We start from the raw sequence: 26,670 nt of genomic DNA, 5'->3' as shown, positions 1-26,670 counted from the left end.
AGCCCCCACCCTAACCCTCCCCCGTTTATGCCCCGAAGGGGTACGAGCGGGAGAGGGAACTCTGTTGCTTGATAAGTTTCAGAAACGTCATTCCCGCGCAGGCGGAAACGGCCTTCAATCAGTCTGAAACCCAAAAGGCCGTCTGAAACCAAATTTCGGTTTCAGACGGCCTTTTGCTGTCAACACACATATGCGAAACGCCGGCACGCGGCGCGTTCAGACGGCCTATTTGATGCCGTAGGATTTCAAGAGTGCGGCGGTGTCGGGGTTGCGGCCGCGGAAGGCGCGGTACATATCGGCGACTTTGCGCGAGCCGCCCCGGCCGAGGAAGGTGTCGAGGAAATGCTGACCCGCTTTGCGGCTGAGTACGCCGTGTTCTTCAAAATAGGCGTAGCCGTCGGCGGCCAATACTTCCGCCCACAGGTAGCTGTAGTAGCCTGCCGCGTAGCCGCCGCTGAAGATGTGGCCGAACGATTGGGCGCGGTGTACCCAGTCGGGTTCGGGCAGCGGCGAGCCTTGTTGCAGCTCGCGGCGGATTTTGTCCGCCAAGCCCGCTTGGCCGCGATATTCGTGGTACAGGCGGAAATCGCTGAGGGCAAATTCGATCTGGCGGTTGAGCTGGCGGGCGGCAAGGTAGCGTTTGGCGGCAATCAGGCCGTCGATGAGCTTGGGCGGCAGCGGCTCGCCGGTTTGGTAGTGGCCGGAAGCCAGCGGCAATACTTCTTTGTTCCATACCCAGTTTTCCAGCATCTGGCTGGGAAATTCCACCGCGTCCCACGGTACGCCGTTGATGCCGGATACGGCGGCGACGTTGATTTGGGTGAGCATTTGGTGCAGGCCGTGGCCGAATTCGTGAAACAGGGTTACGGCTTCGTCGTGCAAAAGCAGGTTGTTGCCGTCGGCCGATTTGCCGAAGTTGCACACGATAAACGACACAGGTTTTTGCTCGGTGCCGTCGGAAAGGCGGCAGCGGCTGAGCCAGCCTTTTTGCCACGCGCCGCCGCGTTTGCCTTCGCGGGCGAAAATGTCGGTGTAAAACGATGCGGCGTGGCGGCCGGCCTCGTCGTAAATTTCAAAAAAGCGCACGTCGGGATGCCACACCGACACGTCTTTTTTCTCGCGCACGCTGATGCCGTAAAGGCGGTTGGCCACGGCAAACAGGCCGGACAAGACTTTTTCCAGCGGGAAATACGGCCGCAGGCTTTCTTTATCCACGGCATAGCGTTCGGTTTTTTGTTTTTCGGCGTAATAGGCGGTGTCCCACACTTCGAGCTTGTCGAGGCCGTCTGAAGCGCGGGCGTATTCCTGCAGCTCTTCGGTTTCTTTAAACCATTGCGCCCTGCTGCGCGTTTTCAAATCGTTGAGAAAACCCAAAACCTGCTGCGGGCTTTCGGCCATGCGCGTTTGCAGCGCGTATTCGGCGTAATTGCGGTAGCCCAAGAGCTTGGCCTGTTGCAGGCGTAGCTTCAAAATTTCTTCGATAACGGGCGTGTTGTCCCATTTGCCGCGCAGCGCGGCGCGGTTGGCATAGGCGCGGTAGAGTTCGGCGCGCAGCTGGCGGTTGCGGCAGTAGGTCATGATGGCGGAGTACGAAGGGTAATCCAGCGTAAAACGGTAGCCCTTTTTGCCTTTGCTTTTGGCCGATTCGGCGGCGGCGGCCAGCGCGTTTTCGGTAAGGCCGTCCAAATCGGCCTTGTCGGCAACGAGTTTTTCCCAATGCTTCACCGCATCAACCACATTGTTGTCAAACTTGGTACGCAATTCGACCAAGCGGCGGCTGATGGCGGCAAACTGCTTTTTCTTCGCCGCAGGCAGAGCCACGCCCGAGAGCTTGAAATCGCGCAAAGCCAGTTCCACCGCCGCTTTTTGCGCCTGCGTATAACCGGCAAAGGCCGCGCCGTTTTTCAGCTTTTCAAACGCGCGGTAAAGCTGCGTGTTTTGGCCGTACCACGCCCAATATTCGCTGTTTTTCGCCTCGGCAGTTTCAAACGCGCGGCGCAGGCCGTCTGAACCGTCCATGCTCACCAGATGCTCGGCGATGCCCCAGGCGTATTCCAGTTTGGCGGTAATGTCTTCCAAGGGCAGATAAAAGTTTTCCCAAGTGATGTCGGGCTGGCGGCTCAACGTTTCCACCGCCTCGCGGTGTTTTTTCAGCAGAAAATCCGCCGCAGGATTAATGTGTTCGGGCTTGATGGCGGCAAAGTCGGGCAGGCGGCCGAATGTTAAGAGCGGATTGTTTTTCAGATGCTCCGGCAATGGCAGCGGCAAAGGCTGCGCGGCGGCAGATAAGGGCAGCGGCAGGGCAAACGCAGCGGCAAGGGCTGCGCCCGTTTGCAGGAATCGGCGGCGGTGAAGTTGCATGGGTTCTCCTTCGGGTTTGCGGAATACGGCATAATTTAACGTGTCTTTACGAAATCGGCAAGGCAGCCGCGCATCTTGCATTCCGAAGCGAAAACCGCATAATGCCCGCGCCCGTTTGCAGGCGCCCGGGCAGCTTCGGGAGATTCAGGCCGTCTGAAAAAACGTTTCTCCTTTCAGACGGCCTTTTCAGACGGCCTCGAACGGGAAGGCCGTCTGAAACCATCCCAATCCCGCTTTCGGGCTGCCTATCCGCCCGCCCCAAAAGCAGCCTGAACCCCCACCCCACACGCAAGGAATTCCCCATGGCAAAAGCCCCCAAAACCATCTACCAATGCTCCGAATGCGGCGGCACCGCCGTCAAATGGCAGGGCAAATGCCCGCATTGCGGCGAGTGGAACACCTTGCAGGAAAGCGTCGCCGCGCCCGAGCCGAAAAACGCGCGCTTCCAATCTTGGGCGGCGGAGAGTACGCAGGTGCAGGAACTCTCGCGCGTCAGCGCGGTGGAAGTGCCGCGCGAAGCCACCGGCATGGGCGAGCTCGACCGCGTGCTCGGCGGCGGGCTGGTGGACGGCGCGGTGATTCTGCTGGGCGGCGACCCGGGCATCGGCAAGTCCACCCTGCTGCTGCAAACCATTGCCCTGATGGCGAAAAAACGCAAAGTGCTGTATGTGTCGGGTGAAGAATCCGCGCAACAGGTCGCCCTGCGCGCCCAGCGTTTGGGGCTGAATGCCGAAGGCGTGAACCTGCTGGCGGAAATCCGTCTGGAAGCCGTTCAGGCTGCCTTAAAGCAGCACCACCCGGGCGTGGTGGTTATCGACTCGATCCAAACCATGTATTCCGACCAAATCACATCCGCCCCCGGCAGCGTGTCGCAGGTGCGCGAGTGCGCCGCCCAGTTCACCCGCATCGCCAAGCAGATGGGCATCGCCATGATTTTTGTCGGACACGTTACCAAAGACGGCGCCATCGCCGGCCCGCGCGTGCTGGAACACATGGTGGACACCGTGCTTTATTTTGAAGGCGACCAGCATTCCAACTACCGCATGATCCGCGCCATCAAAAACCGCTTCGGCGCGGCCAACGAATTGGGCGTGTTCGCCATGACCGAAACGGGCCTGAAAGGCGTGTCCAACCCGTCCGCCATTTTTCTCGCCAGCTACCGCGACGACGTGGCAGGCTCGTGCGTGCTGGTAACGCAGGAAGGCAGCCGCCCGCTCTTGGTGGAAATCCAAGCGCTGGTGGACGACGCGCACGGCTTCACGCCCAAACGTTTAACAGTAGGGCTGGAACAAAACCGCCTGTCCATGCTCTTGGCGGTGCTCAACCGCCACGCCGGCATCGCCTGCTTCGACCAAGACGTGTTTCTCAACGCCGTCGGCGGCGTGAAAATCGGCGAACCGGCTTCCGACTTGGCGGTGATACTGGCGATGGTATCGAGCTTCCGCAACAAAGCCCTGCCCGAGAAAATGGTCGCCTTCGGCGAGATTGGTCTCAGCGGCGAAGTGCGCCCCGTCGCCCGCGGGCAGGAGCGGCTCAAAGAAGCGGAAAAACTCGGCTTCAAACGCGCCATCGTCCCCAAAGCCAACCTGCCGCGCAACGCCAAAGAGTTTCCCAATCTGCAGATTTACGGCGTGGAGCGGCTGGATGAAGCGGTGCGGCTGTGTCGGGATTTGGCAGACGGGTGAAACGGGCGCGAAAGGCCGTCTGAAAGCCTGCCAAACGCCTTGTCGGCACGGCGAAAAATGGCAATAATGCCGCCTTTTTCGATTCTCCACACAAGAAAGCACGAAAATGGCACTTATCGTACAAAAATACGGCGGCACCTCGGTCGGTTCGCCCGAACGTATCAAAAACGTTGCCAAACGTGTCGCCAAAGCCCGCGCCGAAGGTCATGACGTGGTCGTGGTGGTGTCCGCGATGAGCGGCGAAACCAACCGCTTGGTGGCACTGGCGCACGAAATGCAGGAATTCCCCGACCCGCGCGAGCTGGACGTCGTCCTCGCCACCGGCGAGCAGGTCACCATCGGCCTGCTGGCTATGGCCTTGAAAGATATCGGCGTGCCCGCCAAAAGCTACACCGGCTGGCAGGTCGCCGTGCAAACCGACGACGCGCACACCAAAGCCCGCATCGACCATATCGACGACGGCAAAATGCGCGCCGACCTGAAAGAAGGCCGCGTCGTTATCGTTGCCGGTTTCCAAGGCGTGACCGCAGGCGGCGACATTTCCACTCTCGGCCGCGGCGGCTCGGACACCTCCGCCGTCGCCCTGGCCGCCGCGCTGGAAGCCGACGAGTGCCAGATTTACACCGACGTCGACGGCGTCTACACCACCGACCCGCGCGTCGTGCCCGAAGCCCGCCGCATGAGCACCATCTCCTTTGAAGAAATGCTCGAGTTGGCCAGCCTCGGCTCGAAAGTTCTGCAAATCCGCTCGGTGGAATTTGCCGGCAAATACAAAGTGCGCCTGCGCGTATTGAGCAGCCTGGAAGACGGCGGCGAAGGCACCCTGATTACCTTTGAAGAGGACGAAAACATGGAAAAAGCGGTTGTAAAAGGCATCGCATTCGACAAAAACCAAGCCCGCATCAACGTGCGCGGCGTCTCCGACAAACCCGGCATCGCCTACCAGATACTCGGCAGCATCGCCGACGCCAACATAGAAGTGGACATGATCATCCAAAACGTCGGCGCTCAGGGCACCACCGACTTCTCCTTCACCGTGCCGCGCGGCGACTACAAACCGACGCTCGACCTGATGAACGGCCTCAAATCCGATCTCGGCGCAGCCGAAGTAAACGGAGACGACACCGTGTGCAAAGTCTCCATCGTCGGCGTCGGCATGCGCTCGCACGCGGGTGTGGCGGCGCAGATGTTCCGCGCCCTGGCCGAAGAAGGCATCAACATCCAGATGATTTCCACCTCCGAAATCAAAGTTTCCGTGCTGATCGACGAGAAATACATGGAACTGGCTACCCGCGTGCTGCACAAAACCTTCGGCTTGGAACAGGCCTAATCCCGCTGCAACGATGTCAAAAGGCCGTCTGAAAACCCCGAATCGGGTTTTCAGACGGCCTTTTTATATTTCAGACGGCCTATCTCTTCAAAGCCAGCGTCAGCACGCCGCCCGCAATCATGGCGATGCCCAGCCATTCCTGCGACGACGGCCGCTCTTTCAGGAACACGACGGCAAAGAGCGCGACCAAAACAATGCTGAATTTGTCGACCGGTGCCACTTTCGACGCCTCGCCCATCTGCAAAGCCTTGAAATAGGCCAGCCACGACGCACCCGTCGCCAGACCCGACAGAATGAGAAACGTCCAGTTTTTCGCTGTGAACGCACCCACGCCCTGCCATTTGCCCGCGTAGCTGAGAAAGGCCGCCAGCGCGGCAATAATCACCAGCGTGCGGATAAATGTGGCGAAGTCGGAATCGATACCCTGCAAGCCCGCTTTGGCGAAAATTGCCGTCAGCGCGGCGAAAAAGGCCGAAGCCAAAGCCCAGTAAAACCATGAATGTGCCATATTGCTATTGCTCCTTTCCTGCCAAACAGCGGTAAAACATTTTCAGACGGCCTTTGGCAAAAATAAAGAGGCCGTCTGAAAAGCCCGTTTACAGCCCGTTGGCATCCAGCCAACGCTCCAAATCCTTGGCGCGGATGCCGCCGTTGTCCTCAAAATCCAGCTTGTTCTGCTGCCTGCCGCCGGCGTATTTCGCCAGCACGGGCGTGCCCGACAGGCCGTAGCGCTGTTTGAACGCCTGCCATTTTTCCTTGTCCTGATGCAGGCGGTGGACGTTGACAAACCAGATTTTGCCGTCGAGTCTGCGTTGCGCAATGTAGCGTTTGAACAGCGGCTCGAAGGCGTTGCAGTCGCCGCAGCTCGGGCGGCCGATGTAGGCGTATACCGTGTCACCCGCCGCCACGCGCCGCTCGAATTCGGCCGCAGTCAGGCTGCCCAAGTCGAAATAAATGTCGCTGTAAGTATCCTGATAACGCTTGGTGTTTTCCGCCGACAGGCGTACTGCCGTCTCCATCTGCTTCCACTCGGCCTCTGTTCTGCCGCCGGCATGGGCGGTCAGCGCGGCCGCCGCCAACACCAGCGCCGCCGTTTGTTTCATATTCATGCTGCTCTCCTTTTTCGGGTTGGGATGCTTTATTTTACGCCGCGTAAAGGCCGTCTGAAAGCAAAGTTAAAACCGTGTTTCAGACGGCCTTTTGTTCCACTTCCCGCGCCGCGGCGGGTATAATGCGCGCCATTTTTTGACACAGTTAAACCGAGGCCGTCTGAAACCTTTGCCGAGCATTGTGGCGCACACAAGATTGGGCAAAGGTTTTTCACGAAACCGCGTTTCGGACGGCGCGATTTTGGAAACACGCATGCTGAAAAAACTCTGGCGCAAAATGGCGGGCAAACCTGCCGCCGCAAGCGCCAAACAAACCATTTCCCATTCCGAACACGGCCTGAGCGCGGGCGACATCAGCCTGGCCGCCGAAAAAACCGTTTCCCGCCTGCAACAGGCAGGCTACGAAGCCTATATCGTCGGCGGCGCGGTGCGCGACCTGCTGATCGGCGCCGAACCGAAAGACTTCGACGTCGCCACCAACGCCACGCCCGAAGAAGTGCGCGCCCTCTTCCGCCGCAGCCGCATCATCGGCCGCCGCTTCCGCATCGTCCACGTCCAAATCGGCCCGGAAACCATCGAAGTCACCACCTTCCGCGGCAGCGGCGGCGCGGTGCAGAACGAACACGGCCGCATCATGAAGGACAACACCTACGGCACGCTGGCCGAAGACGCCGGCCGGCGTGATTTCACCTGCAACGCCCTCTACTTCGACCCGATAAAACACGAAATCCACGATTTCCACAACGGCGTGTCCGACGTCAAAGCCCGCCGCCTCGTGATGATAGGCGATCCGGCCGAACGCTATCAGGAAGACCCCGTGCGCGTGCTGCGCGCCGTGCGGCTGGCGGGCAAACTCGGTTTCACCGTCGAAGAGCGCACCGCCGCGCCGATTCCCAAATACGCAGGCCGTCTGAAAGAAGAACCCGTCGCCCGCCTGTTCGACGAAATCATGAAGCTGCTCTTCTCCGGCCATGCCCGCCGCTGCCTCGCCCAATTCCACACCCTCGGCATCGACACCGCCGTTCATCCGCTGCTCGACGCATTGCAGGAAGCCGCCCGCGACAACCGCCCCAACATGGTTGCCGCCTCGCTGAAAAACACCGACGAGCGCATCCGCGCCGACAAATCCGTTTCCGTCGGCTTCGTCCTCGCCGCCCTGATGTGGGACAGGCTCAACAGCCTCTGGCAAAAACGCATGGAATTGGGCGAAAAAGCCGCCCCCGCCCTCACCGGCGCCGTGTCCGACCTGCGCGAAACCATGGAAAAAGGCTGGGGCGTGCCGCAGAAATTCTCCGCCACCATGCGCGAAATCTGGATACTCCAACCCCAGTTCGACCACCGCCGCGGCACCCGTCCGCACCGCCTGCTCGCCCAGCCGCGTTTCCGCGCCGCCTACGATTTCCTCGTTTTGCGCACCAAACTCGGCTATGCGCCGCAGGAAACGGCCGACTGGTGGACAAGCTTCCAGCACGCAGACGAAGAAGAGCGCGCCGCCATGACTGCCGCCCCCGCCCAAGAGGGCGAGCCGCGCAAAAAACGCCGCCGCCGTCCGCGCAAACGCAAAACGTCTTCCGGCACGGCCGAATCTTAAAGATCAGGCCGTCTGAAAGCAGAGCTTCAACAAAATTACCCTTTTCAGACGGCCTCCGACCCTTTTACCCATACGACACAGGAAACCCCAATGGCAGCATTCAACACAGAAAAAGTCCTCTCCGTCCACCACTGGACAGACGCCTACTTCACCTTCACCTGCACCCGCGACGAAAGCCTGCGTTTTGAAAACGGCCAGTTCGTCATGGTCGGCCTGATGGTCGACGGCAAACCCCTGATGCGCGCCTACAGCGTCGCTTCCGCCAACTACGAAGAACACCTCGAATTTTTCAGCATCAAAGTACAGGACGGCCCGCTCACCAGCCGCCTGCAACACCTCAAAGTCGGCGACGACGTGCTCATCAGCAAAAAGCCCACCGGCACACTGGTGGCGGGCGACCTCAATCCCGGCAAACACCTGTATCTTTTGTCCACCGGTACCGGCATCGCGCCGTTTTTGGCCGTCACCAAAGACCCCGACATCTACGAAATGTTTGAAAAAGTCATCCTCGTCCACGGCGTGCGCTACCAAAAAGACCTGGCCTATTACGAGCGCTTCACCCAAGAGCTGCCTAACGACGAATACCTGGGCGAACTCGTGCGCGACAAACTGATTTACTACCCCATCGTCTCGCGCGAAGACTACAAACACCACGGCCGCCTCACCGACCTGATGCGCTCGGGCAAACTCTTTGCAGACATCGGCCTGCCCCCCATCAACAAAGAAGACGACCGCGCCATGCTCTGCGGCAGCCCCGCCATGCTCAAAGACACGCGCCAGGTGCTCAACGATTTCGGTCTTGTCGAATCGCCCAAAGTCGGCGTGCGCGGCGACTTCCTGATTGAGCGTGCGTTTGTCGACCAGTAAGCGCCGCACGTTTTTCCGCATAAAAAGGCCGTCTGAAAACCGAAAAACAGGTTTTCAGACGGCCTTTTATAGTGTTGCTCAGGCGAGGAAGAAGCCGCTGTCGGGCATTTTTCCGCCCAAGAGCTTCGGATTGAACTGCATCAGGATTTCGTAAAAATGCAGGATTTCGGTTTTGATTTCAGAGGGTTTGGTTACGGTGAGCCTTGCGCCGTCTATGCCCGACACTAAGGCCGGTTCGGGCGCGGGCAGGTAGTTTTTGCCGATTTTGGCAGCTTCGGCGCGGTGGCCGTTTATCCACGCGAGCGCGTTTTTCAAGTCTTGGTGGAAGGTGTCGAATTGCGCTTTGTGCGCGTGGAAATAGGCTTCGTCGGCGATGATGCCCGCCATCGGAATCAGGGCTTTGGTGCCGAACGCCTGCCCCCAGGCTTTCACCAAATCAAAGCCGCGCACGATGTTTGCGCCCATGGTTTTGCCGCGCAGGATGCACGCGGATGCCATCGGCTCGGGCAGGATGGCGGCGTGGAAATCTTTGCCTAAAAACAGGCCGACGGCTTCGGCGGGCGTGGCGGCGTAGGTAATGCCGACTTTGGCCGCGTCGATTTTGAGTTTTTTCAACAGGGCTTGTAACACGATGTCGGGCATATCGTTTTTAAACGGCACGAGGATTTTTTTGCCCGCCAACTCCTGCGGCGAGGCAACGGCCTTGTTTTTGCAGACAAGCTGCGTGATGCCGTTGGTGAGGATGTTGACCATGCCGACTTTGCGGCCTTGGTTGCGCAGGTTTACGCCCACGTTGCTCGGACTCATCATCACTTTAAACTGGCCGCTTGCCACACCCGCGCGAAGCTGGTCGGGCGAGCGCCAGATTTTCAGCGACACATCAGCCTGTTTGGCCAGCTGCCCCTGCAAGGCAGCCACGGCGATAATCATGCTCGGCAGCGCGGGTGCGCCGTAAACGGTAAACTGCTCTTTGGCTGCGGCCAAGAGCGCGGGCGATGCGCCGGCGGCCGCCAGCGCGGCGGTGATTTTCAAAAATTCGCGTCGGTTGAACTGCATGGGTTTTCTCCTTTTGGTTGACGGCCTTAATTAATGAACATTCGCGTTTATTCTGCGCCCAAACTGCAATCAGGTAAAGGCAGATCGTCTGAAAGCGCCTTTCTGTGCTTTCAGACGGCCTTTATGCTATCCTGCGGCGCCTGCCGCAAGCCTGTTTCAGGCCGTCTGAAAAGGCCGCGGCAGGCAATAACAAAAACATCTTTCAAATATAAAGGAACACCCATGACCGTAATCAAACAGGAAGACTTCATCCGCAGTATTGCCGACGCCTTCCAATTCATTAGCTACTACCACCCCGTCGACTACATCAAAGCCCTAGGCAAAGCGTGGGAGAAGGAAGAAAACCCCGCCGCCAAAGACGCCATGACGCAAATCCTCGTCAACAGCCGTATGTGCGCCGAAGGCCACCGCCCCATCTGCCAGGACACGGGCATCGCCACCGTCTTTCTCAAAGTCGGCATGAACGTGCGCTGGGAGGCCGACATGAGCGTGCAGGAGATGGTGAACGAAGGCGTGCGCCGCGCCTACACCAACCCCGACAACAAGCTGCGCGCCTCCGTGCTGGCCGACCCCGCCGGCAAACGCAGCAACACCAAAGACAACACCCCCGCCGTCGTCCACATGGAAATCGTCGCCGGCGACAAAGTTGAAATCACCTGCGCGGCCAAAGGCGGCGGCTCGGAAAACAAAGCCAAAACCGTCATGCTCAACCCCTCCGACTCCATTGTCGACTGGGTGCTGAAAACCGTGCCCGAAATGGGTGCCGGCTGGTGTCCGCCCGGCATCCTCGGCATCGGCATCGGCGGCACGCCGGAAAAAGCCGCCCTGATGGCCAAAGAATCGCTGATGAGCCACATCGACATCCACGAATTGCAGGAAAAAGCCGCCGCGGGCGCCGAACTCTCCACCGTCGAAGCCCTGCGTTTGGAACTTTTTGAAAAGGTGAACGCGCTGGGCATCGGCGCACAGGGCTTGGGCGGCCTCACCACCGTGCTCGACGTCAAAATTCTCGACTACCCCACCCACGCCGCTTCCAAACCCGTCGCCATGATTCCCAACTGCGCCGCCACCCGCCACATTGAGTTCGAACTCGACGGCAGCGGCCCCGCCGTCCTCACCCCGCCCACCATCGAAGACTGGCCCGACATCACCTACAACCCGAAAAACGGCCGCCGCGTCAATGTAAACGAATTGACCAAAGAAGAAGTCGCCACCTGGAAAATGGGCGACGTGCTGCTGCTGAACGGCAAAATCTACACAGGCCGCGACGCCGCCCACAAACGCATGACCGAAATGCTCGACCGCGGCGAAACCCTGCCCGTAGACTTGAACGGCAAACTCATCTACTACGTCGGCCCCGTCGACCCCGTGCGCGACGAAGTCGTCGGCCCCGCCGGCCCCACCACCGCCACCCGCATGGACAAATTCACCCGCCAGATGCTCGAACAAACCGGCCTCTTGGGCATGATCGGCAAATCCGAACGCGGCGCGGCCGCCTGTCAGGCCATCGCCGACAACCGTGCGGTGTACCTGATGGCCGTCGGCGGCTCGGCCTACCTCGTTGCCAAAGCCATCAAAGAAGCCAAAGTCGTCGCCTTTGCCGATTTGGGCATGGAAGCGATTTACGAATTTGAAGTGAAAGACATGCCCGTCACCGTCGCCGTCGACTCGCAGGGACAATCCGTCCACGCCGTCGCCCCGAAACAGTGGCAGGCCAAAATCGGCATCATCCCCGTCGAAGCCTGACCCGTCCGGCCGCAATCAGGCCAAAGGCCGTCTGAAAGCCCAAAAAAGGTTTTCAGACGGCCTTTGCCTTTCAGACGGCCTCCAAACACCGCTGTATGTAAAGATACGGAAACAGAGTAAAATTATGTTAGTATCCGTCTGTATCTGTTTGACCGGACAGAAAAATGCCAACGGCCGACAATAAGGAGAAAACCATGCAGGACGTTTTTACAGACAACGGAGACACCGCCGGCGAAGAAGACGAACGCCTGCTCGACCAACCCGCCGCACGCAGCATCGGGCGCGGCATCGGCTGGATACACGAAGCGTTTTTGCTGTTTCGCGAATATTGGGCGGCATGGATGCTGATTGCCCTCGTGCTGTTCGTCGCAGAAGAAATCTGCAAAGGCATCATGACCTACTCGGGCATGATAGGGGCGGCAGTGTACGGCATGTTCGTACTTTTTAAGGCGGGCGGCATCATGTCTGCCGCTTCGTTTCAGGAATACGAAGAAACGCCGCCGCGCATCGGCCATCTGTTTGCCATCTTCGATAGCAAGATATTCGAGTTCGTGCTGCTGTTTGTTCTGATGTTCCTGTCTGCCGTCGCTTGGGCTCTGCTGCTGTACGGCGCGGCCAACGCACTGGGCTGGCTCGGCAATACGGAGGGCATCGCCACCCTGCCGGTTTCCCTCGTCCTGCTGCTGGTTTTCTGGTATCTGTCGTGGCAGCTGCTGCTCGGTTTCGCCCCCGTTTTGGTGTTCCTGCAAAGCGAAACCCCGTTTGCCGCCATCCTGCTGAGCGCCAAGGCCGCCGTGAAAAACATCCTGCCGCTGGCCTTGTGCGGCGTCTGTTTCGCGTTCTTCTATATCGTAATACTCACCCTTCCCGGCCTGCGCGAAGGTGTTGCTTCCTATGTATTGAGCGCCCTGCTGCTCGCCCTCAACATCCTCGGCTATCTCACCGTCTACGCCGCCTACCGCGACATTTGGTTCGAACCTGCCGAACGCGACCCCGTCACGGTCGGCTACCGCTGAATGTCGCACTTTGTTGCGAAAGAAACAAAAACGAAACGCAACGCGGCTGTTGCGCGAATGCAGCAAAGCGCTGCCGGAAACAACGGCAGACGCTTGACCGGGCGCAACGCGGCCGCGATAATGCGCGCCGTCAAGCCGTTGCTAATGACAGTTTGATAGTTTCTCCTCTATTTCTCCTTTGTAGACTTGGCACACATTCCCGCGAATGTGTGCATTTTTTTGTCCGCAGCTTCCGCATCCGTCTTTCCAATACAAAAACGAAAACAACAACAGAAAATAACGTTCCAAAACCTTCCTTATTTTTCGTTTTTGTGTGTTTTTATCAAGAATGTTCCATTTTATGCAAAACAGAGGCGCGAAAACTTGACGCTGCCGCAGCGCTTGCCGATAATGCGCGGCGTTGGGCGGCTGACAGCAGCCGTTTGACAGTTTCTCCTCTATTTCTCCTTTGTAGACTTGGCACACATTTGAAAAAATGTGTGCATTTTTTTGTCCGCCTGCCGCGCAAATCAAAGAGGCCGTCTGAAAGCGGAAATTTTGGCGGAGGCGAACCGGATTTCTGCTTATGCAATTATTTCCGTGCAGCCAAAAAGATTTCCGCCTCTGCGGAAATGGCGGCACGCGCTATTTTTAATTTCGTTGAGATCCCGCTTTCAGACGGCCTCCAAGATTTGGCGAAGGCTTGCGGACAACGGGAAACCACCTTGCCATGCGCCAAACCAATGCGCCAAACCAAAAAGAAACGCCGGAACGGAAAACGTTCCGGCGTTTTGTTTTGCGTCGTCGCGAACGCAGTCAAAATACGGGCAGTTCCAACCCCGCAGCAAGCGCATTTTGACTTCGTCGGATTTCGTTTTCAGACAGCCTTTTTCCTACGCCCCACCGCCAACAAGGCAATCGCAACGGCAGACAGCAGGCCGATCGGAGGCAGCGAGCCGCCCAGTTTCATATAAGGCGTTTCGCCCGTGTAACCTTCCACCCTTGCCGTCAGCACCGTGTCGGTATCGGCGGCAGCCAGCGCCGTGACGCGGCCTTTCCTGTCGATAACGGCGGTGGCGCCCGTGTTGGTGGCGCGCACCATCTGGCGGCCGAGTTCGAGGGCGCGTGCCTGCGACTGCTGCAAGTGCTGGTACATGGCGTTGGAGTTGCCATACCAGGCCAGGTTGCTGGCGTTGGCCAGCAGCGTGGAACGGGCGGCGGCGGAAATCAGTTCGTCGCCGAAGCCGTCTTCGTAGCAGATGTTGAAGGCGATGCGCTGGTTTTTCATCGCCAAAGGCTCCTGGCTGCCGCCGCCCGCGCGAAAGTCGGACAGGGGCATGTCCATCATGGCGTAAAGCGGTTCGGTCAGCGCGGGCAGGGGTTTGTATTCGCCGAAGGGGACGAGGTGGTTTTTGGCGTAATACGGCAGCGTTTGCGCGTTGTTTTGAAAGCCGGTGAGGTCGACGACGGCGTTTTGGTAGTTGAGGCCGTCTGAAGTGAGACGGATAACGCCTGCGGCCAGCGCACTGCCGTTCTGCCGCGCGGCTTCGGCAAATTCGGCCAACACGCTGTCAGGCAAATCCTGCAACATGACGGGGATGGCGGTTTCGGGCAGGATAACGATGTCGGCCTGCGTTTGGGCGATTTGGCCGTAGTAGCGCCGCAGGGTCGGCAGTACCTGGTCTTCACGGAATTTCAGCGTTTGCGGGATGTTGCCCTGCGCGAGGGCGACGGTGCTGCTTTGGCCGGTCGGCTGCGTGAAATCCGCCTCTTTGGCGAAATGTCCCGCCGCCAGCAGGGCAAGCACGCCGCAGGCAAAGGCCGCACGGATTTTCAGACGGCCTTCTCCGTCGACAAGCAACACCAGCCATGCGCCGGCCAGCGCGGTAGCAAACGTCACCAGATGGATGCCGCCCAAAGGCGCGAATCCGGCCAGCGGCGAGGCGTCGGCGATTTGCGAATAACCGAGCGCGCCCCAGCCGAAGCCGGTTATCAGCCGTTCGCGGGCGAATTCGGCCAGCGTCCAAAACACGGGCAGCGCCAGCCCTACTGACAGGCTGCGGTTCAAACGGGTTTTGCCCCACAGCCACACGGCGGCGGCGGGAAACAGGGCGAGATAGGCGGGCAGCAGCACGGTGAGCGGCAGGGCGTAGAGATTGGGCAGGCCGGAGATGTCGTGCAGCGCGGTGTGTATCCAGTAAAACTGGCAGCAATAGGCGGCAAAGCCGAACAAATAAGCGCTGCGCACGCGTACCTGCGGGCGCAGTTCGAGCAGGCGGATAAAGGCGGCAAACAGCAGCGGCATCAGCCAGAAGCGGTAATACGGCGCGAAGCACAGCGGCGTGGCGGCGGCCAGCAGAAGCAGCAGCGGCCAATACACGGCGCGGCGGCGCCAGAAGGTGTCGAGTTTGGCAAACATATCGCTCGCAAAAAGGCTCTCGTGGACAAGGCGCGGCATTCTACCGAAAAACCCGCCGCCGCGCCGCGCCGCGCCCGTTCAGACGGCCTTTCAACGACTTGTCAAAATGCCGCAACCATAAACGACATCAGAATAAATGATAGACAAGCCGGGCGATTAGGTAGACAATCGCCCCGTTTTCCCCGCAACTATGCGTTCGGCCAAAGCCGGATGTGCGACAAAACAAAGCGGGGAGAGACAATGGATTACTCATTCTTATTTATTGGATACTTTAACGAGAGGTAAAGAAATATGCCGCAAATGAAACTGAATGTGACCGGAATGGCCAGCAAAGAAGATTCCCGCAAACTGATCGCCAAAGCCGAGGAAGTGGCAAACGTGCGCATGGTGAACGCCAACTTTGAAACCGGCGTCGTCGTCGTTACCCACGCCGAGGGCATGGACGTCGAAGCCGTGAAAAAAGCCATCACCGACGCAGGTTTCGCCGTCGCCTGATGCCGCCGCACAAACAGGCCGTCTGAAAACGTTTTTTCAGACGGCCTTTCTTTATTCCGCCGCCCGTTCTGCTAGAATCGCCGCTTCTTTTTTCCGTTTTTTCCGCCATGAATTCCCTCTTAGACAAACTCCAAGCCTACCCCTTCGCCCGCCTGCGCGAAGCCATGCAGGGCATCACCCCGCCCGCGCACCTCAAACCCGTCATGCTGCAAATCGGCGAACCCAAGCACCCCACGCCCGCCCTGATTACCGACGCACTCGCCGCCTCTGCCGCAGAATTTTCCCAATACCCGCTCACCGCAGGCCTGCCCGAGCTGCGCCAAGCCTGCGCCCGCTGGCTGGAACGCCGCTACGACGGCCTGCGTCTCGACCCCGAAAGCGAAATCCTGCCCGTGCTCGGCAGCCGCGAAGCCCTCTTTTCCTTCGTCCAAACCGTGCTCGACCCCGCCGCACACGATCGGCAGATTGTCGTCTGCCCCAACCCGTTTTACCAGATTTACGAAGGCGCCACCTTCCTCGGCGGCGGCGAAATCTATTTTGCCAACAGCACCCCGCCGCGCTTTCTGCCCGACTGGGATTCCGTTCCCGCCGACATCTGGCCGCACGTCAAAATCCTCTTCGCCTGCTCGCCCGACAACCCCAGCGGCAGCGTGATGAGCCTTGCCGACTGGCAGAAACTGTTTGCCTTGCAGGACAAATACGGCTTCGTGATCGCCGCCGACGAATGCTATTCCGAAATCTATTCCGACCAAAAACCGACAGGCGCCTTGCAGGCCGCCGCGCAACTTGGACGAAGCCGCAAAGGCATCGTCATGTTCACCAGCCTCTCCAAACGCTCCAACGCCCCCGGCCTGCGCTCGGGTTTCGTGGCGGGCGACGCCGATCTGCTGCGCCCCTTCCTGCTCTACCGCACCTACCACGGCAGCGCCATGAGCCTGCCCGTCCAGCGCGCCAGCATCGCCGCCTGGGACGACGAAGCGCACGTCGCCGAAAACCGCCGCCTCTACCGCGAAAAATTCGAGCGCGTCGTGCCCGTATTGCGGCAGGCGTTTGACCTTGCCGTGCCCGAAGCCTCGTTTTACATCTGGCTCAAAGTGCCCGACGGCGACGATTTGGCCTTCACGCAAAAACTGTGGCGCGAAGCCGCCGTGCAGGTGCTGCCCGGCCGCTTCTTCGCCCGCGACACGGCCGACGGCAACCCCGGCCGCGGCTATGTGCGCATCGCCCTCGTCGCCCCGCTCGAAGACTGCCTCGAAGGCGCGCGCCGCATGGTGGAACTCTTCCGACGCCGCGACGCATGAGGCCGTCTGAAAAAATTCTCCGCAACCCGCCTGCCGCGCCTGTCTGCGAAACGGCGTGCGGCATAAAAAACGGCAAAGGCCGTCTGAAAAAGCCCCATGCTTTTCAGACGGCCTTTACACATCCCGCCCTTTTCCGCTATTTTCCACTCCCACACCACCTACCCTACCCTGCGGACAACATGAAAAAAATCACAGCCGACAACCTTCCCGCCCTTCTGGCCGCCGCCCTGTCCGAAAAAGACATGTCCTACATCCTCAACGCCATCGTCCAATTCCTGCGCGACGGCGGCGTCAAACGCGCCTCACAGCGTTTCGACATACTGCTGGATGCCCTGCGGCAGAACCCCGAACTGGCCGAAACCTTCGGCACGCAGTTCCACCGCTGGCTCGCCAGTATCCACATCTACCCCGCCCTCGTCGGCCTGGGCATCTTCTCGCGCAGCGGCTTCGCCCGCGAAATGGGCATCCGCATCTACGAGCGCTTCATGCCTTCTTTCAAAGATTTGAACAACCTGCGCGACGTCTTCCTCTACCTTTTCCACTCGCAAAACGACGAAAAATGGCTGCAAACCGTCAGCCTGCACCAATGGCTGTCGCTCTACGACATCCTCGGCCGCCACAGCGAAGCCGCCGCCTTTCAGACGGCCTCCCGCCACCTCGAACAAGCGCGGCTGCACGCCCTCGAAATGCTCTCCATCTGGGTGGCCGCCGAAGAACTCGAGCCCGAATTCACCCGCCTCGAACCCAAGCTGATGGAAGTCGATTCCGCCTTCGTCGCCCTGCATCAGGAAATCAGCCGCCTCGTCGCCCACTACCGCAGCGGCCAAACCGAACACTACGACACCGCCCACATCGCCGTGATGATGGAACAATGCCGCGCCCAAGTCGAACGCCTGCGCCGCAAAGGCACGGGCGCGGGCGCGGGTTCGTCGGTCAAAGTCGCCCACCTGCTCGAGCGCCTGTCGCAAACGCTAGACCGCCTCACCGTCCTGCTCGACATCCAAACCGCGCCCGACGAAAAAGAATGCCGCCGCCACTGCGTGCGCCTGCTCGAATCGCTCACCACCGCCGCCGTCGAACAGCACAGCACCACCCTCCTGCGCCGCCGCAGCATCAATATGCTCGCCAAAAGCATCAGCGAAAACACCAGCGGCCACGGCGAACACTACATCACCCGCAACAAACGCGAATACTTCGCCATGCTCGCCTCCGCCGCAGGCGGCGGCGTCATCATCGCCCTGATGGCCGGCAACAAAATCCGCATTACCGGCCTCGGCCTCGGCGACTTCACCACCGCCTTTCTCGCCGGACTGAACTACGGCATCGGCTTCATGTTCATCCACATCGTCGGCTGCACCGTCGCCACCAAACAGCCCGCCATGACCGCCGCCCGCATCGCCGAACACGTCGAACACAAAGCAGGCGCCCGCGCCGTCGAAGGCAAACTAGCCAAACTCCTCATCGACGTCGCCCGCTCGCAGGCCGTGGCCGTGTTCGGCAACGTCGTCGCCGCCGTTATCGTCGCTTCCCTCGCCGCCGCCGCCGTTTCCGCCCGCACCGGCGCACCCATGCTCGACGCCCACGGCGCCGCCTACCAGTTCAAATCCCTGCAACCCTTCACCCAGCCCACCCTCTGGTATGCCGCCATCGCAGGCGTGTGGCTCTTCTGCTCCGGCATCATCTCGGGCTTCTACGACAACCGCGCCGACTACCTCAACCTGCGCCGCCGCCTCACCGTCCAGCCCCTGCTCAAACGCCTGCTGCCCCTGCGCCTGCGCGAATGGCTGGCCGACTACCTCCACCGCCACTACGGCTCGCTGGCGGGCAACTTCATCTTCGGTATGCTGCTGGGCATGACCGGCTGGTTCGGCCACCTGCTCGGCCTGCCGCTCGACATCCGCCATGTTGCCTTTTCCTCCGCCAACCTCGGCTACGCCGCCGTCAGCGATCACAGCGGCTTCCTCTACTTCCTGCTCAACCTCGCCTTCGTCCTGATGATAGGCGCGGTAAACCTCGTCGTCAGCTTCTCCCTCGCCCTCACCGTCGCCCTGCGCTCGCGCGGCACCCGCATCGAAAGCCTGTCCAAACTCATCGACACCCTGTGGCTGCAAATCAAAGCCAACCCCCTCAACCTCCTCTTCCCCGTGCAGCCCCCCGCCGCCGCAGGCGGAAACGGAAACGGCGGCGGCGCAAACGGCAAAGCCAAAGAATAGACAGAAAAGGCCGTCTGAAAGCCCCGAAACCCGTTTTCAGACGGCCTCCCGCCAAACACACAAAGGAAAACCCCATGAAACCCAGCTTCATCACCCTCGACGGCATCGACGGCACCGGCAAATCCACCCACCTGGCCACCATCGAAAACTGGTTTGCCGAACGAAACCTGCCCGTCCTCTTCACCCGCGAACCCGGCGGCACGCCGCTGGGCGAAGAGCTGCGCCGCCTCCTGCTCGACCCCGCAACAAAAGTCGGCCTACACACCGAAACCCTGCTGATGTTCGCCGCCCGCCGCCAGCACCTCGACGACGTTATCCTGCCCGCCCTCGCCAAAGGCATCCACGTCGTTTCCGACCGCTTCACCGACGCCACCTTCGCCTATCAGGGCGGCGGGCGCGGCATCCCCGCAGCCGACATCGCCGTTCTCGAAAACTGGGTACAGGGCAGCCTGCGCCCCGACCTCATCTTCATCCTCGACGTCCCCCTCGAAACCTCCTTCGCCCGCGTCTCGCAGGCACGCGAAAAAGACCGCTTCGAGCAGGAAGAAGCCGCCTTCTTCGCGCGCGTGCGCCAAAGCTATCTCGAGCGTGCCGCCGCCGACCCGCAACGCTACCGCGTTATCGACAGCAACCGCGACAAAAACCAAGTCCGCGCCGAAATCGAAAACATCCTGCAACAGCACTTTAAGGCCGTCTGAAAGCGCAGACTTGACCGCCGTCAGACCCGCCCCCGCGCATTTGGTTTATAGTGCCGCGTCCCCCACCCTTACCCGCAAACGCAAAGGAGCAAACCATGGAAACCGTAACCCTCGCCATCGGCGGCATGAACTGTGGCGGCTGCGTGAAAAACGTCACCCGCATCCTGCAAGGCGTGCCCGGCGTAGAAAGCGCCGAAGTCAGCCTGGAAGCAGGCAGCGCAACCGTGCGTTTCGACCCCGCCATAACGCAGCCGGCCGCCCTCGCCGCCGCCGTGGAAGACGGCGGCTTCGACGCTTCGCTGTAAACGTCTGCCCACGCCGTTTGCCTATATCATCGCCGCACAGCCCGCCACCGCGCTTTTTTAACCATGAAAACAACCGCCTTCGCCGCTTTTCTGCTGTCCGCCCCGCTCTTGGCCCAAGCCGCGCCGCTGCCCGAAGCGGTGGCGCACGAACTCGACGTGCTGGCCTCCGTCTGCCGCCTCTCGGGCGGGCGTCCCTACGGCTTCCGCCACGCCGTGGAAAAAGCCGATCTGAACGGCGACGGCATCGACGACTACATGCTGGACGACGGCGAATTCCAATGCTACGGCGGCAGCGGCATCTTCGGCAGCCGCAAAGGCGGCGGTGTCACCGTTTTCATCGGCCTGCCCGAAGGCGGCGCGGAAAAATCCTTTTTCCACGGCGCGTTCGGCTCCAAGCTCGACTATGCGGGCAGGCAGGCCAAAGCCTATATCGGCGTGGCCGGAACGCTGTGCGGCCAGACGCACGAAGAAGAAAAACGCAACGGCTACGAAAAATGCAGCCGCCCGCTCAAATGGAACGCGCAGGCGCGGCGCTTTGAAATCGACATGACGGTGAAACGCGCGCCGTGGTACTGACCTTGTTTGAGGCCGTCTGAAACCCTTTTCAGACGGCCTCAAATGCGTTTTATGCTACAATCGCTCGTTAAATTTTCTTTACGGAATCCCAGCCATGAGCTTGAAATGCGGCATCGTCGGCCTGCCCAACGTCGGCAAATCCACCCTCTTTAACGCGCTGACCCAGTCGGGCATCGAAGCGGCCAACTATCCTTTCTGCACCATCGAGCCGAACGTCGGCATCGTCGAAGTGCCCGACCCGCGCATGGACGCGCTGGCGAAAATCGTCAATCCGCAAAAAATGCAGCCCGCCATCGTCGAATTTGTCGACATTGCCGGCTTGGTTGCAGGCGCGAGCAAAGGCGAAGGCTTGGGCAACCAGTTCCTCGCCAACATCCGCGAAACCGACGCCATCGTGAACGTCGTGCGCTGCTTTGACGACGACAACATTGTCCACGTCGCAGGCAAAGTCGATCCGATTGCCGACATCGAAACCATCGGCACCGAATTGGCGCTTGCCGACCTCGCCAGCGTCGAAAAAGCCATCGCCCGCGAAGAAAAACGCGCCCGCTCAGGCGACAAAGACGCGCAAAAACTGGTCGAACTGTGCAAAAAACTGCTGCCGCATTTGGACGAAGGCAAACCCGTCCGCTCTTTCGGCTTAGACGCGGAAGAACTCGCAATGCTCAAACCGCTGTTTCTGCTGACTGCCAAGCCTGCCATGTATGTGGGCAACGTTGCCGAAGACGGTTTTGAAAACAATCCGCACCTCGACCGCCTAAAAGAATTGGCTGAAAAAGAAAACGCCCCCGTCGTCGCCGTTTGCGCCGCGATGGAGAGCGAAATCGCTGAGTTGGAAGACGACGAAAAAGCCGAGTTCCTCGCCGAAATGGGCTTGGAAGAACCCGGCCTCAACCGCCTGATCCGCGCCGGTTACGACCTCTTGGGCCTGCAAACCTACTTCACCGCCGGCGTCAAAGAAGTCCGCGCCTGGACCATCCACAAAGGCGACACCGCCCCGCAAGCCGCCGGCGTCATCCACACCGACTTCGAACGCGGCTTTATCCGCGCCCAAGTCATCGCCTACGAAGATTTCGTCGCGCTCGGCGGCGAAGCCAAAGCCAAAGAAGCGGGCAAAATGCGCGTGGAAGGCAAGGAATATGTGGTGCAGGACGGCGATGTGATGCACTTTTTGTTTAACGTGTAAACAGCAAGGCAGAGGCCGTCTGAAAACCTTTTCAGACGGCCTCAAAACGAGTTCCAAAAAGGATATACGCCATGAAAATCAGCAGTTTCGGCGAAGTATTGTGGGACGATTTTCCCGAAGGAAAAGTGCTGGGCGGCGCGCCGCTCAATGTTTTGGTGCGCCTGAGCGCGCTGGGCGCGGACTGCGCCATCGTCAGCAGGCGCGGCGACGACGCAGACGGCGAAGAACTGCTGCGCCGCATCGCCGCGAAAAACGTCGCCACCCATCTGATCCAAACCGACCCCGAACACGCCACCGGCCTGGTCAAAGTGTCCATCAACCACGACGGCAGCGGCTCCTACGACATCGTCTATCCCTGCGCCTGGGACAAAATCGCCGTCCCCGCCGAAGCCCTCGCCTACGTCGCCGACTCCGACGCACTGGTGTTCGGCAGCCTCTCCTCGCGCGACGGCACCGCCCGCGCCGCCCTGGACACGCTGCTGGATGCCGCCCGCTTCAAAGTGTTCGATGTCAACCTGCGCAAACCGCACTACCGCCCCGAGCGCGTGTGCGAACTGATGCGCCGCTCCGACCTGGTCAAACTCAACGACGACGAACTCTACGAGCTGGCCGCCGAACTCGGATCGCCCTACCACGGCCTCGAACAAAATCTGCACTACCTCGCCCAAGCCGTCGGCGCGCCGCACATCTGCGTCACCCTCGGCGCACACGGCGCAATTTACTACTGCAACGGCCAAACCCACGCCCACCACGGCTACCGCGTGCAAGTGGCCGACACCGTGGGCGCGGGCGACAACTTCCTCGCCGGCTTCGTCTATAAATTGCTGCAAGGCGCAAGCCCCGCCGACACCCTCGCCTGCGCCTGCGCCTGGGGCGCGCTCGCCGCCTCCCACCACGGCGCAACCCCCGAACTCTCGCTGGCCGACGTGGAAGAACTGATGCACCCCTCGGGCGCGCAACAGGCCGTCTGAAAAGCAAAGGCTACCTGAAAAAAGGCCGTCTGAAAGTTTGAAAGCTGGGTATTTCATTTAATGTATAAGGACTGAATTTTATGGAAAATAAATTTATACCGAGTTTTTGGAAAATGTCGCATGGATCAGAAGATTTTTCTTTTGAAGATTTGATTTACTATATTTCTAAAAATATCGTGATGATTAGCAAAAACACCAAATCAAAAGGTGGTTCTGCTGTTACTCAAGCTGACAAATTTGTTAAAGCCCCCATTGGCGATTATTTCTATCTTACTCATGGCAACAAAGGTATCTATCTTTTAGGCCAGTTTACAGGCCCGGCCAATTTTTTTGGCGACTCGGAAGGATGGATAGAGCGGCCTTATACTTTAATTAGGGCTTCAAAAAAATCTGGCAGCTATCAAGGCGAGCAAAAATGGTGGACTCCAAACCATAATTCCACATTCACAGAAGTACCAGAGAACGAACTTGAATTATTTGAGTATCTGATACTTGAACCCTATTTCGGCTTGAAATTAAAACCAAATTTAGGCTGAGCCGGCATCAGATAAATTTGGTTTTCAGACGGCCTTTTGCCGTCAGCCAAAAGGCTACCTGAAAACCCATTCAAGGAAACCCCATGACCTCCATCATCCAAGACCTCCAATCGCGCGGTCTGATCGCGCAAACCACCGACATCGCCGCGCTCGACGCGTTTCTCACCGAAAACAAAATCTCGCTTTACTGCGGTTTCGACCCCACCGCCGACAGCCTGCACATCGGCCATCTTTTGCCTGTGTTGGCCTTGCGCCGTTTCCAACAGGCGGGGCATACGCCCGTGGCTTTGGTGGGCGGGGCCACCGGCATGATCGGCGACCCGAGTTTCAAAGCGGCCGAGCGCAGCCTCAATTCCGCCGAAACGGTGAAAGGCTGGGTGGCCAGCATCCGCGCACAGCTTGAGCCGTTTTTGAGCTTCGAGGGCGGCAACGCTGCGATTATGGCCAACAACGCCGACTGGTTCGGCGGCATGAACTGCCTCGATTTTTTGCGCGACATCGGCAAGCATTTTTCCGTCAACGCCATGCTCAACAAAGAATCGGTGAAGCAGCGCATCGACCGCGACGATGCGGGCATTTCGTTTACCGAGTTTGCCTACGCGCTCTTGCAGGGCTACGATTTTGCCGAGCTGAACAAACGCCACGGCGTGCGCCTGCAAATCGGCGGCTCCGACCAATGGGGCAACATCACAGGCGGCATCGACTTGGCACGCCGCCTGAACAAAGCCACCGTTTACGGCCTGACCCTGCCGCTGGTTACCAAATCCGACGGTACCAAGTTTGGCAAAACCGAAGGCGGCGCGGTGTGGCTGAACGCGAAAAAAACCTCGCCCTACCAGTTTTACCAATTCTGGCTCAAAGTGGCCGATGCCGACGTATATAAATTCCTGAAATACTTTACTTTCCTGAGCGTGGAAGACATCGATGCCATCGAAGCGAAAGACAAAGAGAGCGGCACCAAACCCGAAGCACAACGCATCTTGGCCGAAGAAATGACCCGCCTGATTCACGGCGAAGAAGCCCTAAAAGCCGCACAGCGCATTTCCGAAAGCCTGTTTGCCGAAGACCAAAGCAGCCTCACAGAAAGCGATTTCGAGCAGCTTGCGCTTGACGGTTTGCCCGCGTTTGAAGTTTCAGACGGCCTCAACGTTGTCGAAGCGCTGGTTAAAACCGGCTTGGCGCAGTCCAACAAAGAAGCACGCGGTTTTGTGAACAGCAAAGCCGTGATGCTCAACGGCGCGGCCGTCGAAGCCAACAACCCCAACCCGCCCGCCGACAAGCCCGACGATGCCTATTTGATTACCGACGCGCACAAACGCTTCGGCAAATACACCATCCTCCGTCGCGGCAAACGAAATCACGCGCTCTTGGTGTGGAAATAAAAGCCTGATGCGTTAAAAGGCCGTCTGAAAAACATATTGCGCGTGTTTGCACGGACACAAAAAAGGCCGTCTGAAACCTCCAAATTGGGTTTTCAGACGGCCTTTTGCCTTATCTCAATCAAAGCAGCTTACGGTTTGCGGTTTTCCAGCGCAGCTTTGACAAACGCGCTGAACAGCGGGTGGCCTTTGCGCGGGTTGGAGGTGAACTCGGGGTGGAACTGGCAGGCGAAGAACCACGGGTGTTCTCCCTGCGGCAATTCGATGGTTTCGACCAAACGCTCGCGGCCGACGGATACGCCGCCGATAACCAGACCGGCTTTTTCCAAAGCCGGAACGTAATTGTTGTTGACTTCGTAGCGGTGGCGGTGGCGTTCGCGGATGTGTTCCGAGCCGTAGATGCGGGCGGCGAGGCTGCCGGGTTTGAGTTCGACATCTTGTGCACCCAAGCGCATGGTGCCGCCCAAGTCGGCGGATTCGTCGCGCGTTTCGACGCTGCCGTCGGCGGTTTGCCATTCGTCAATCAGGGCGACAACGGGCGCGGCGGCTTTGAGGTCGAACTCAGTGGAGTTTGCGCCTGCCAAACCGGCTACGTCGCGGGCGTATTCGATGAGCGCAATCTGCATACCGAGGCAGATGCCCAGATAGGGAACGTTGTTTTCACGCGCATAACGCACGGCGGCGATTTTGCCTTCCACGCCGCGCGAGCCGAAGCCGCCGGGCACGAGAATCGCGTCTATGTCTTTGAGCGCGGATACGTCGCCGTTGTTTTTTTCGATGCTTTCGCTGTCAATAAAGGTAATCTGCACGTCGGTTTCGGTGTGGATACCGGCGTGTCTGAGTGCTTCAATCAGCGATTTGTAGGACTCGGTCAAGTCTACATATTTGCCGACCATGGCGATTTTGACGGTGTGTTTGGGGTTTTTGATGGCGTGGACGATTTTTTTCCACGCGGTCAGATCGGCCTGCTGTACGTTGAGCTGAAGCTGCTCGGTGATAATTGCGTCGATGCCTTGGTTGTGCAGCATTTCGGGGATTTCGTAAATGCTTTCGGCGTCGTAGCTGCCGACCACGGCGCGCTCTTCCACGTTGCAGAACAGGGCGATTTTGCGACGTTCGTCTTCGGGCAGGATTCTGTCCATGCGGCAGATGAGTACGTCGGGCTGGATGCCGATTTCGCGCAATTCTTTGACAGAGTGCTGCGTCGGCTTGGTTTTGATTTCGCCTGCGGCGGCGATGTAGGGAACGTAGCTCAAATGCACAAACAGCGTGTTGCTGCGGCCGAGTTGGCTACGCATCTGGCGGATAGCTTCGAGGAAGGGCAGCGATTCGATGTCGCCCACAGTACCGCCGATTTCGACAATGGCCACGTCGTAGCCTGCCGCGCCTTCGTGGATGCGGCGTTTGATTTCGTCGGTAATGTGCGGAATCACTTGAACCGTGCCGCCCAGATAGTCGCCGCGCCGCTCTTTCATGATGACGTTTTCGTACACCTGGCCGGTGGAGAAGCTGTTGCGGCGGGTGAGTGTGGCGTTGATGAAACGCTCGTAGTGGCCTAGGTCGAGGTCGGTTTCCGCGCCGTCGTCGGTTACGAACACTTCGCCGTGTTGGAACGGGCTCATGGTGCCGGGATCGACGTTGATATACGGATCGAGCTTGAGCATGGTCACGTTCAGGCCGCGCGATTCGAGGATGGTGGCAATAGAAGCGGCGGCGATACCTTTACCAAGTGAAGATACGACGCCGCCGGTTACGAAGATGAATTTAGTCATGATGATACCGCTTTGTTGGAATGCGCGATTTTAGCGTTTCCCGCCTGATGCCGCAATAACGCCGGGGCTGTTGACATTT

Annotated in this window: 23 protein-coding genes; 17 read left to right on the top strand and 6 right to left on the bottom strand. The window is 59.3% G+C overall.

What is annotated here, in order from left to right; translation table 11 throughout:
* Positions 1 to 225: 225 nt before the first annotated feature.
* Positions 226 to 2,361, bottom strand: a complete 2,136-nt coding sequence (locus CGZ77_RS00370; RefSeq protein ID WP_198344877.1) for a M3 family metallopeptidase — start codon at positions 2,359 to 2,361, stop codon at positions 226 to 228.
* 302 nt (positions 2,362 to 2,663) lie between these two features.
* Here CGZ77_RS00370 and radA point away from each other — a divergent pair, with 302 nt between their 5' ends.
* Positions 2,664 to 4,046 carry a DNA repair protein RadA gene (gene radA, locus CGZ77_RS00365; protein WP_009427352.1) on the top strand — a complete coding sequence of 461 codons (1,383 nt, stop codon included), beginning with the start codon at positions 2,664 to 2,666 and terminating at the stop codon, positions 4,044 to 4,046.
* A gap of 106 nt (positions 4,047 to 4,152) precedes the next feature.
* On the top strand, positions 4,153 to 5,376 hold the full coding sequence (locus CGZ77_RS00360) for an aspartate kinase (protein ID WP_009427353.1): 1,224 nt from the start codon (positions 4,153 to 4,155) through the stop codon (positions 5,374 to 5,376).
* A gap of 79 nt (positions 5,377 to 5,455) precedes the next feature.
* Here the strand turns inward: CGZ77_RS00360 and CGZ77_RS00355 are convergent, their stop codons facing one another.
* On the bottom strand, positions 5,456 to 5,884 hold the full coding sequence (locus CGZ77_RS00355) for an EamA family transporter (protein WP_009427354.1): 429 nt from the start codon (positions 5,882 to 5,884) through the stop codon (positions 5,456 to 5,458).
* A gap of 88 nt (positions 5,885 to 5,972) precedes the next feature.
* Positions 5,973 to 6,485: a thioredoxin family protein gene (locus CGZ77_RS00350; RefSeq protein WP_009427355.1), complete on the bottom strand. Its 513-nt coding sequence runs from the start codon at positions 6,483 to 6,485 to the stop codon at positions 5,973 to 5,975.
* Between the two features lie 253 nt (positions 6,486 to 6,738).
* Here CGZ77_RS00350 and pcnB point away from each other — a divergent pair, with 253 nt between their 5' ends.
* Together pcnB and CGZ77_RS00340 are read left to right on the top strand one after the other, a co-directional pair.
* A complete protein-coding gene (gene pcnB, locus CGZ77_RS00345) occupies positions 6,739 to 8,076 on the top strand; it encodes a polynucleotide adenylyltransferase PcnB (RefSeq protein ID WP_036496758.1) in 1,338 nt (445 codons plus the stop codon).
* Between the two features lie 90 nt (positions 8,077 to 8,166).
* Entirely contained in the window at positions 8,167 to 8,943 is a 777-nt protein-coding gene (locus CGZ77_RS00340) for a ferredoxin--NADP reductase (RefSeq protein WP_009427358.1), read from the top strand.
* A gap of 78 nt (positions 8,944 to 9,021) precedes the next feature.
* Here the strand turns inward: CGZ77_RS00340 and CGZ77_RS00335 are convergent, their stop codons facing one another.
* Positions 9,022 to 9,999, bottom strand: a complete 978-nt coding sequence (locus CGZ77_RS00335) for an ABC transporter substrate-binding protein (protein ID WP_009427359.1) — start codon at positions 9,997 to 9,999, stop codon at positions 9,022 to 9,024.
* Positions 10,000 to 10,221: 222 nt separating this feature from the next.
* On the opposite strand from CGZ77_RS00335, the gene CGZ77_RS00330 reads away from it, so the two are divergent.
* The 3 genes from CGZ77_RS00330 (at position 10,222) to CGZ77_RS11850 (ending at position 13,714) form a co-directional block, all read left to right on the top strand.
* Positions 10,222 to 11,745, top strand: coding sequence for a fumarate hydratase (locus tag CGZ77_RS00330; RefSeq protein WP_009427360.1), 1,524 nt, complete (start codon positions 10,222 to 10,224; stop codon positions 11,743 to 11,745).
* Between the two features lie 194 nt (positions 11,746 to 11,939).
* Positions 11,940 to 12,761 carry a hypothetical protein gene (locus CGZ77_RS00325; protein ID WP_157058157.1) on the top strand — a complete coding sequence of 274 codons (822 nt, stop codon included), beginning with the start codon at positions 11,940 to 11,942 and terminating at the stop codon, positions 12,759 to 12,761.
* A gap of 209 nt (positions 12,762 to 12,970) precedes the next feature.
* Positions 12,971 to 13,714, top strand: coding sequence for a hypothetical protein (locus tag CGZ77_RS11850; protein WP_157058158.1), 744 nt, complete (start codon positions 12,971 to 12,973; stop codon positions 13,712 to 13,714).
* Here CGZ77_RS11850 and lnt read toward each other — a convergent pair.
* Positions 13,618 to 15,159 (bottom strand): apolipoprotein N-acyltransferase, encoded by a 1,542-nt coding sequence (gene lnt, locus CGZ77_RS00320; protein WP_036496761.1) that lies wholly within the window; start codon positions 15,157 to 15,159, stop codon positions 13,618 to 13,620. The two genes, CGZ77_RS11850 and lnt, sit on opposite strands and share 97 nt — an antisense overlap.
* A gap of 300 nt (positions 15,160 to 15,459) precedes the next feature.
* Here lnt and CGZ77_RS00315 point away from each other — a divergent pair, with 300 nt between their 5' ends.
* The 10 genes from CGZ77_RS00315 to tyrS all read left to right on the top strand — a co-directional run bounded on the left by CGZ77_RS00315 (position 15,460) and on the right by tyrS (position 24,822).
* The gene (locus tag CGZ77_RS00315) at positions 15,460 to 15,654 is read left to right on the top strand and encodes a hypothetical protein (protein ID WP_157058159.1); all 195 of its coding nucleotides are present in this window, start codon (positions 15,460 to 15,462) and stop codon (positions 15,652 to 15,654) included.
* Between the two features lie 107 nt (positions 15,655 to 15,761).
* Positions 15,762 to 16,955: a succinyldiaminopimelate transaminase gene (gene dapC / locus CGZ77_RS00310; RefSeq protein ID WP_036496729.1), complete on the top strand. Its 1,194-nt coding sequence runs from the start codon at positions 15,762 to 15,764 to the stop codon at positions 16,953 to 16,955.
* A 179-nt stretch (positions 16,956 to 17,134) separates the two neighbouring features.
* Positions 17,135 to 19,168: a site-specific recombinase gene (locus CGZ77_RS00305; RefSeq protein WP_094031199.1), complete on the top strand. Its 2,034-nt coding sequence runs from the start codon at positions 17,135 to 17,137 to the stop codon at positions 19,166 to 19,168.
* A gap of 74 nt (positions 19,169 to 19,242) precedes the next feature.
* Positions 19,243 to 19,866, top strand: a complete 624-nt coding sequence (gene tmk, locus CGZ77_RS00300) for a dTMP kinase (RefSeq protein ID WP_009427373.1) — start codon at positions 19,243 to 19,245, stop codon at positions 19,864 to 19,866.
* A gap of 95 nt (positions 19,867 to 19,961) precedes the next feature.
* Positions 19,962 to 20,171, top strand: a complete 210-nt coding sequence (locus CGZ77_RS00295) for a heavy-metal-associated domain-containing protein (RefSeq protein WP_009427374.1) — start codon at positions 19,962 to 19,964, stop codon at positions 20,169 to 20,171.
* Between the two features lie 63 nt (positions 20,172 to 20,234).
* Positions 20,235 to 20,747 (top strand): hypothetical protein, encoded by a 513-nt coding sequence (locus tag CGZ77_RS00290; protein WP_009427375.1) that lies wholly within the window; start codon positions 20,235 to 20,237, stop codon positions 20,745 to 20,747.
* A 94-nt stretch (positions 20,748 to 20,841) separates the two neighbouring features.
* Positions 20,842 to 21,933, top strand: coding sequence for a redox-regulated ATPase YchF (ychF, locus tag CGZ77_RS00285; RefSeq protein ID WP_009427376.1), 1,092 nt, complete (start codon positions 20,842 to 20,844; stop codon positions 21,931 to 21,933).
* Between the two features lie 71 nt (positions 21,934 to 22,004).
* Complete coding sequence (locus CGZ77_RS00280; protein WP_094030814.1) at positions 22,005 to 22,904, top strand: carbohydrate kinase; 900 nt, start codon at positions 22,005 to 22,007, stop codon at positions 22,902 to 22,904.
* Between the two features lie 80 nt (positions 22,905 to 22,984).
* Positions 22,985 to 23,440: a hypothetical protein gene (locus CGZ77_RS00275; protein ID WP_009427378.1), complete on the top strand. Its 456-nt coding sequence runs from the start codon at positions 22,985 to 22,987 to the stop codon at positions 23,438 to 23,440.
* 83 nt (positions 23,441 to 23,523) lie between these two features.
* Positions 23,524 to 24,822, top strand: a complete 1,299-nt coding sequence (tyrS, locus tag CGZ77_RS00270) for a tyrosine--tRNA ligase (RefSeq protein WP_009427379.1) — start codon at positions 23,524 to 23,526, stop codon at positions 24,820 to 24,822.
* 128 nt (positions 24,823 to 24,950) lie between these two features.
* Here the strand turns inward: tyrS and CGZ77_RS00265 are convergent, their stop codons facing one another.
* The gene (locus CGZ77_RS00265; RefSeq protein WP_009427380.1) at positions 24,951 to 26,591 is read right to left on the bottom strand and encodes a CTP synthase; all 1,641 of its coding nucleotides are present in this window, start codon (positions 26,589 to 26,591) and stop codon (positions 24,951 to 24,953) included.
* Between the last annotated feature and the right edge of the window lie 79 nt (positions 26,592 to 26,670).

Origin of the sequence: Neisseria sp. KEM232, from assembly GCF_002237445.1 — a bacterium.
Taxonomy (GTDB): Bacteria; Pseudomonadota; Gammaproteobacteria; order Burkholderiales; family Neisseriaceae; genus Neisseria.
Note: the sequence above shows the minus strand (reverse complement) of the source record. Positions and strands in the feature narration are given on the sequence as shown.

What these genes read in the sequence shown, in the direction of transcription:
- pcnB (WP_036496758.1), top strand. Translation starts at nt 6,739, where the DNA reads ATGCTGAAAAAACTCTGGCGCAAAATGGCGGGCAAACCTGCCGCCGCA.
- CGZ77_RS00340 (WP_009427358.1), top strand. Translation starts at nt 8,167, where the DNA reads ATGGCAGCATTCAACACAGAAAAAGTCCTCTCCGTCCACCACTGGACA.
- CGZ77_RS00350 (WP_009427355.1), bottom strand. Translation starts at nt 6,485, where the DNA reads ATGAATATGAAACAAACGGCGGCGCTGGTGTTGGCGGCGGCCGCGCTG.
- CGZ77_RS00335 (WP_009427359.1), bottom strand. Translation starts at nt 9,999, where the DNA reads ATGCAGTTCAACCGACGCGAATTTTTGAAAATCACCGCCGCGCTGGCG.
- CGZ77_RS00355 (WP_009427354.1), bottom strand. Translation starts at nt 5,884, where the DNA reads ATGGCACATTCATGGTTTTACTGGGCTTTGGCTTCGGCCTTTTTCGCC.
- CGZ77_RS00275 (WP_009427378.1), top strand. Translation starts at nt 22,985, where the DNA reads ATGGAAAATAAATTTATACCGAGTTTTTGGAAAATGTCGCATGGATCA.
- dapC (WP_036496729.1), top strand. Translation starts at nt 15,762, where the DNA reads ATGAATTCCCTCTTAGACAAACTCCAAGCCTACCCCTTCGCCCGCCTG.
- CGZ77_RS00265 (WP_009427380.1), bottom strand. Translation starts at nt 26,591, where the DNA reads ATGACTAAATTCATCTTCGTAACCGGCGGCGTCGTATCTTCACTTGGT.
- radA (WP_009427352.1), top strand. Translation starts at nt 2,664, where the DNA reads ATGGCAAAAGCCCCCAAAACCATCTACCAATGCTCCGAATGCGGCGGC.
- CGZ77_RS00360 (WP_009427353.1), top strand. Translation starts at nt 4,153, where the DNA reads ATGGCACTTATCGTACAAAAATACGGCGGCACCTCGGTCGGTTCGCCC.
- CGZ77_RS00305 (WP_094031199.1), top strand. Translation starts at nt 17,135, where the DNA reads ATGAAAAAAATCACAGCCGACAACCTTCCCGCCCTTCTGGCCGCCGCC.
- lnt (WP_036496761.1), bottom strand. Translation starts at nt 15,159, where the DNA reads ATGTTTGCCAAACTCGACACCTTCTGGCGCCGCCGCGCCGTGTATTGG.
- CGZ77_RS00315 (WP_157058159.1), top strand. Translation starts at nt 15,460, where the DNA reads ATGAAACTGAATGTGACCGGAATGGCCAGCAAAGAAGATTCCCGCAAA.
- CGZ77_RS00295 (WP_009427374.1), top strand. Translation starts at nt 19,962, where the DNA reads ATGGAAACCGTAACCCTCGCCATCGGCGGCATGAACTGTGGCGGCTGC.
- CGZ77_RS00330 (WP_009427360.1), top strand. Translation starts at nt 10,222, where the DNA reads ATGACCGTAATCAAACAGGAAGACTTCATCCGCAGTATTGCCGACGCC.
- CGZ77_RS00290 (WP_009427375.1), top strand. Translation starts at nt 20,235, where the DNA reads ATGAAAACAACCGCCTTCGCCGCTTTTCTGCTGTCCGCCCCGCTCTTG.
- tyrS (WP_009427379.1), top strand. Translation starts at nt 23,524, where the DNA reads ATGACCTCCATCATCCAAGACCTCCAATCGCGCGGTCTGATCGCGCAA.
- CGZ77_RS00370 (WP_198344877.1), bottom strand. Translation starts at nt 2,361, where the DNA reads ATGCAACTTCACCGCCGCCGATTCCTGCAAACGGGCGCAGCCCTTGCC.
- tmk (WP_009427373.1), top strand. Translation starts at nt 19,243, where the DNA reads ATGAAACCCAGCTTCATCACCCTCGACGGCATCGACGGCACCGGCAAA.
- CGZ77_RS00280 (WP_094030814.1), top strand. Translation starts at nt 22,005, where the DNA reads ATGAAAATCAGCAGTTTCGGCGAAGTATTGTGGGACGATTTTCCCGAA.
- CGZ77_RS00325 (WP_157058157.1), top strand. Translation starts at nt 11,940, where the DNA reads ATGCAGGACGTTTTTACAGACAACGGAGACACCGCCGGCGAAGAAGAC.
- ychF (WP_009427376.1), top strand. Translation starts at nt 20,842, where the DNA reads ATGAGCTTGAAATGCGGCATCGTCGGCCTGCCCAACGTCGGCAAATCC.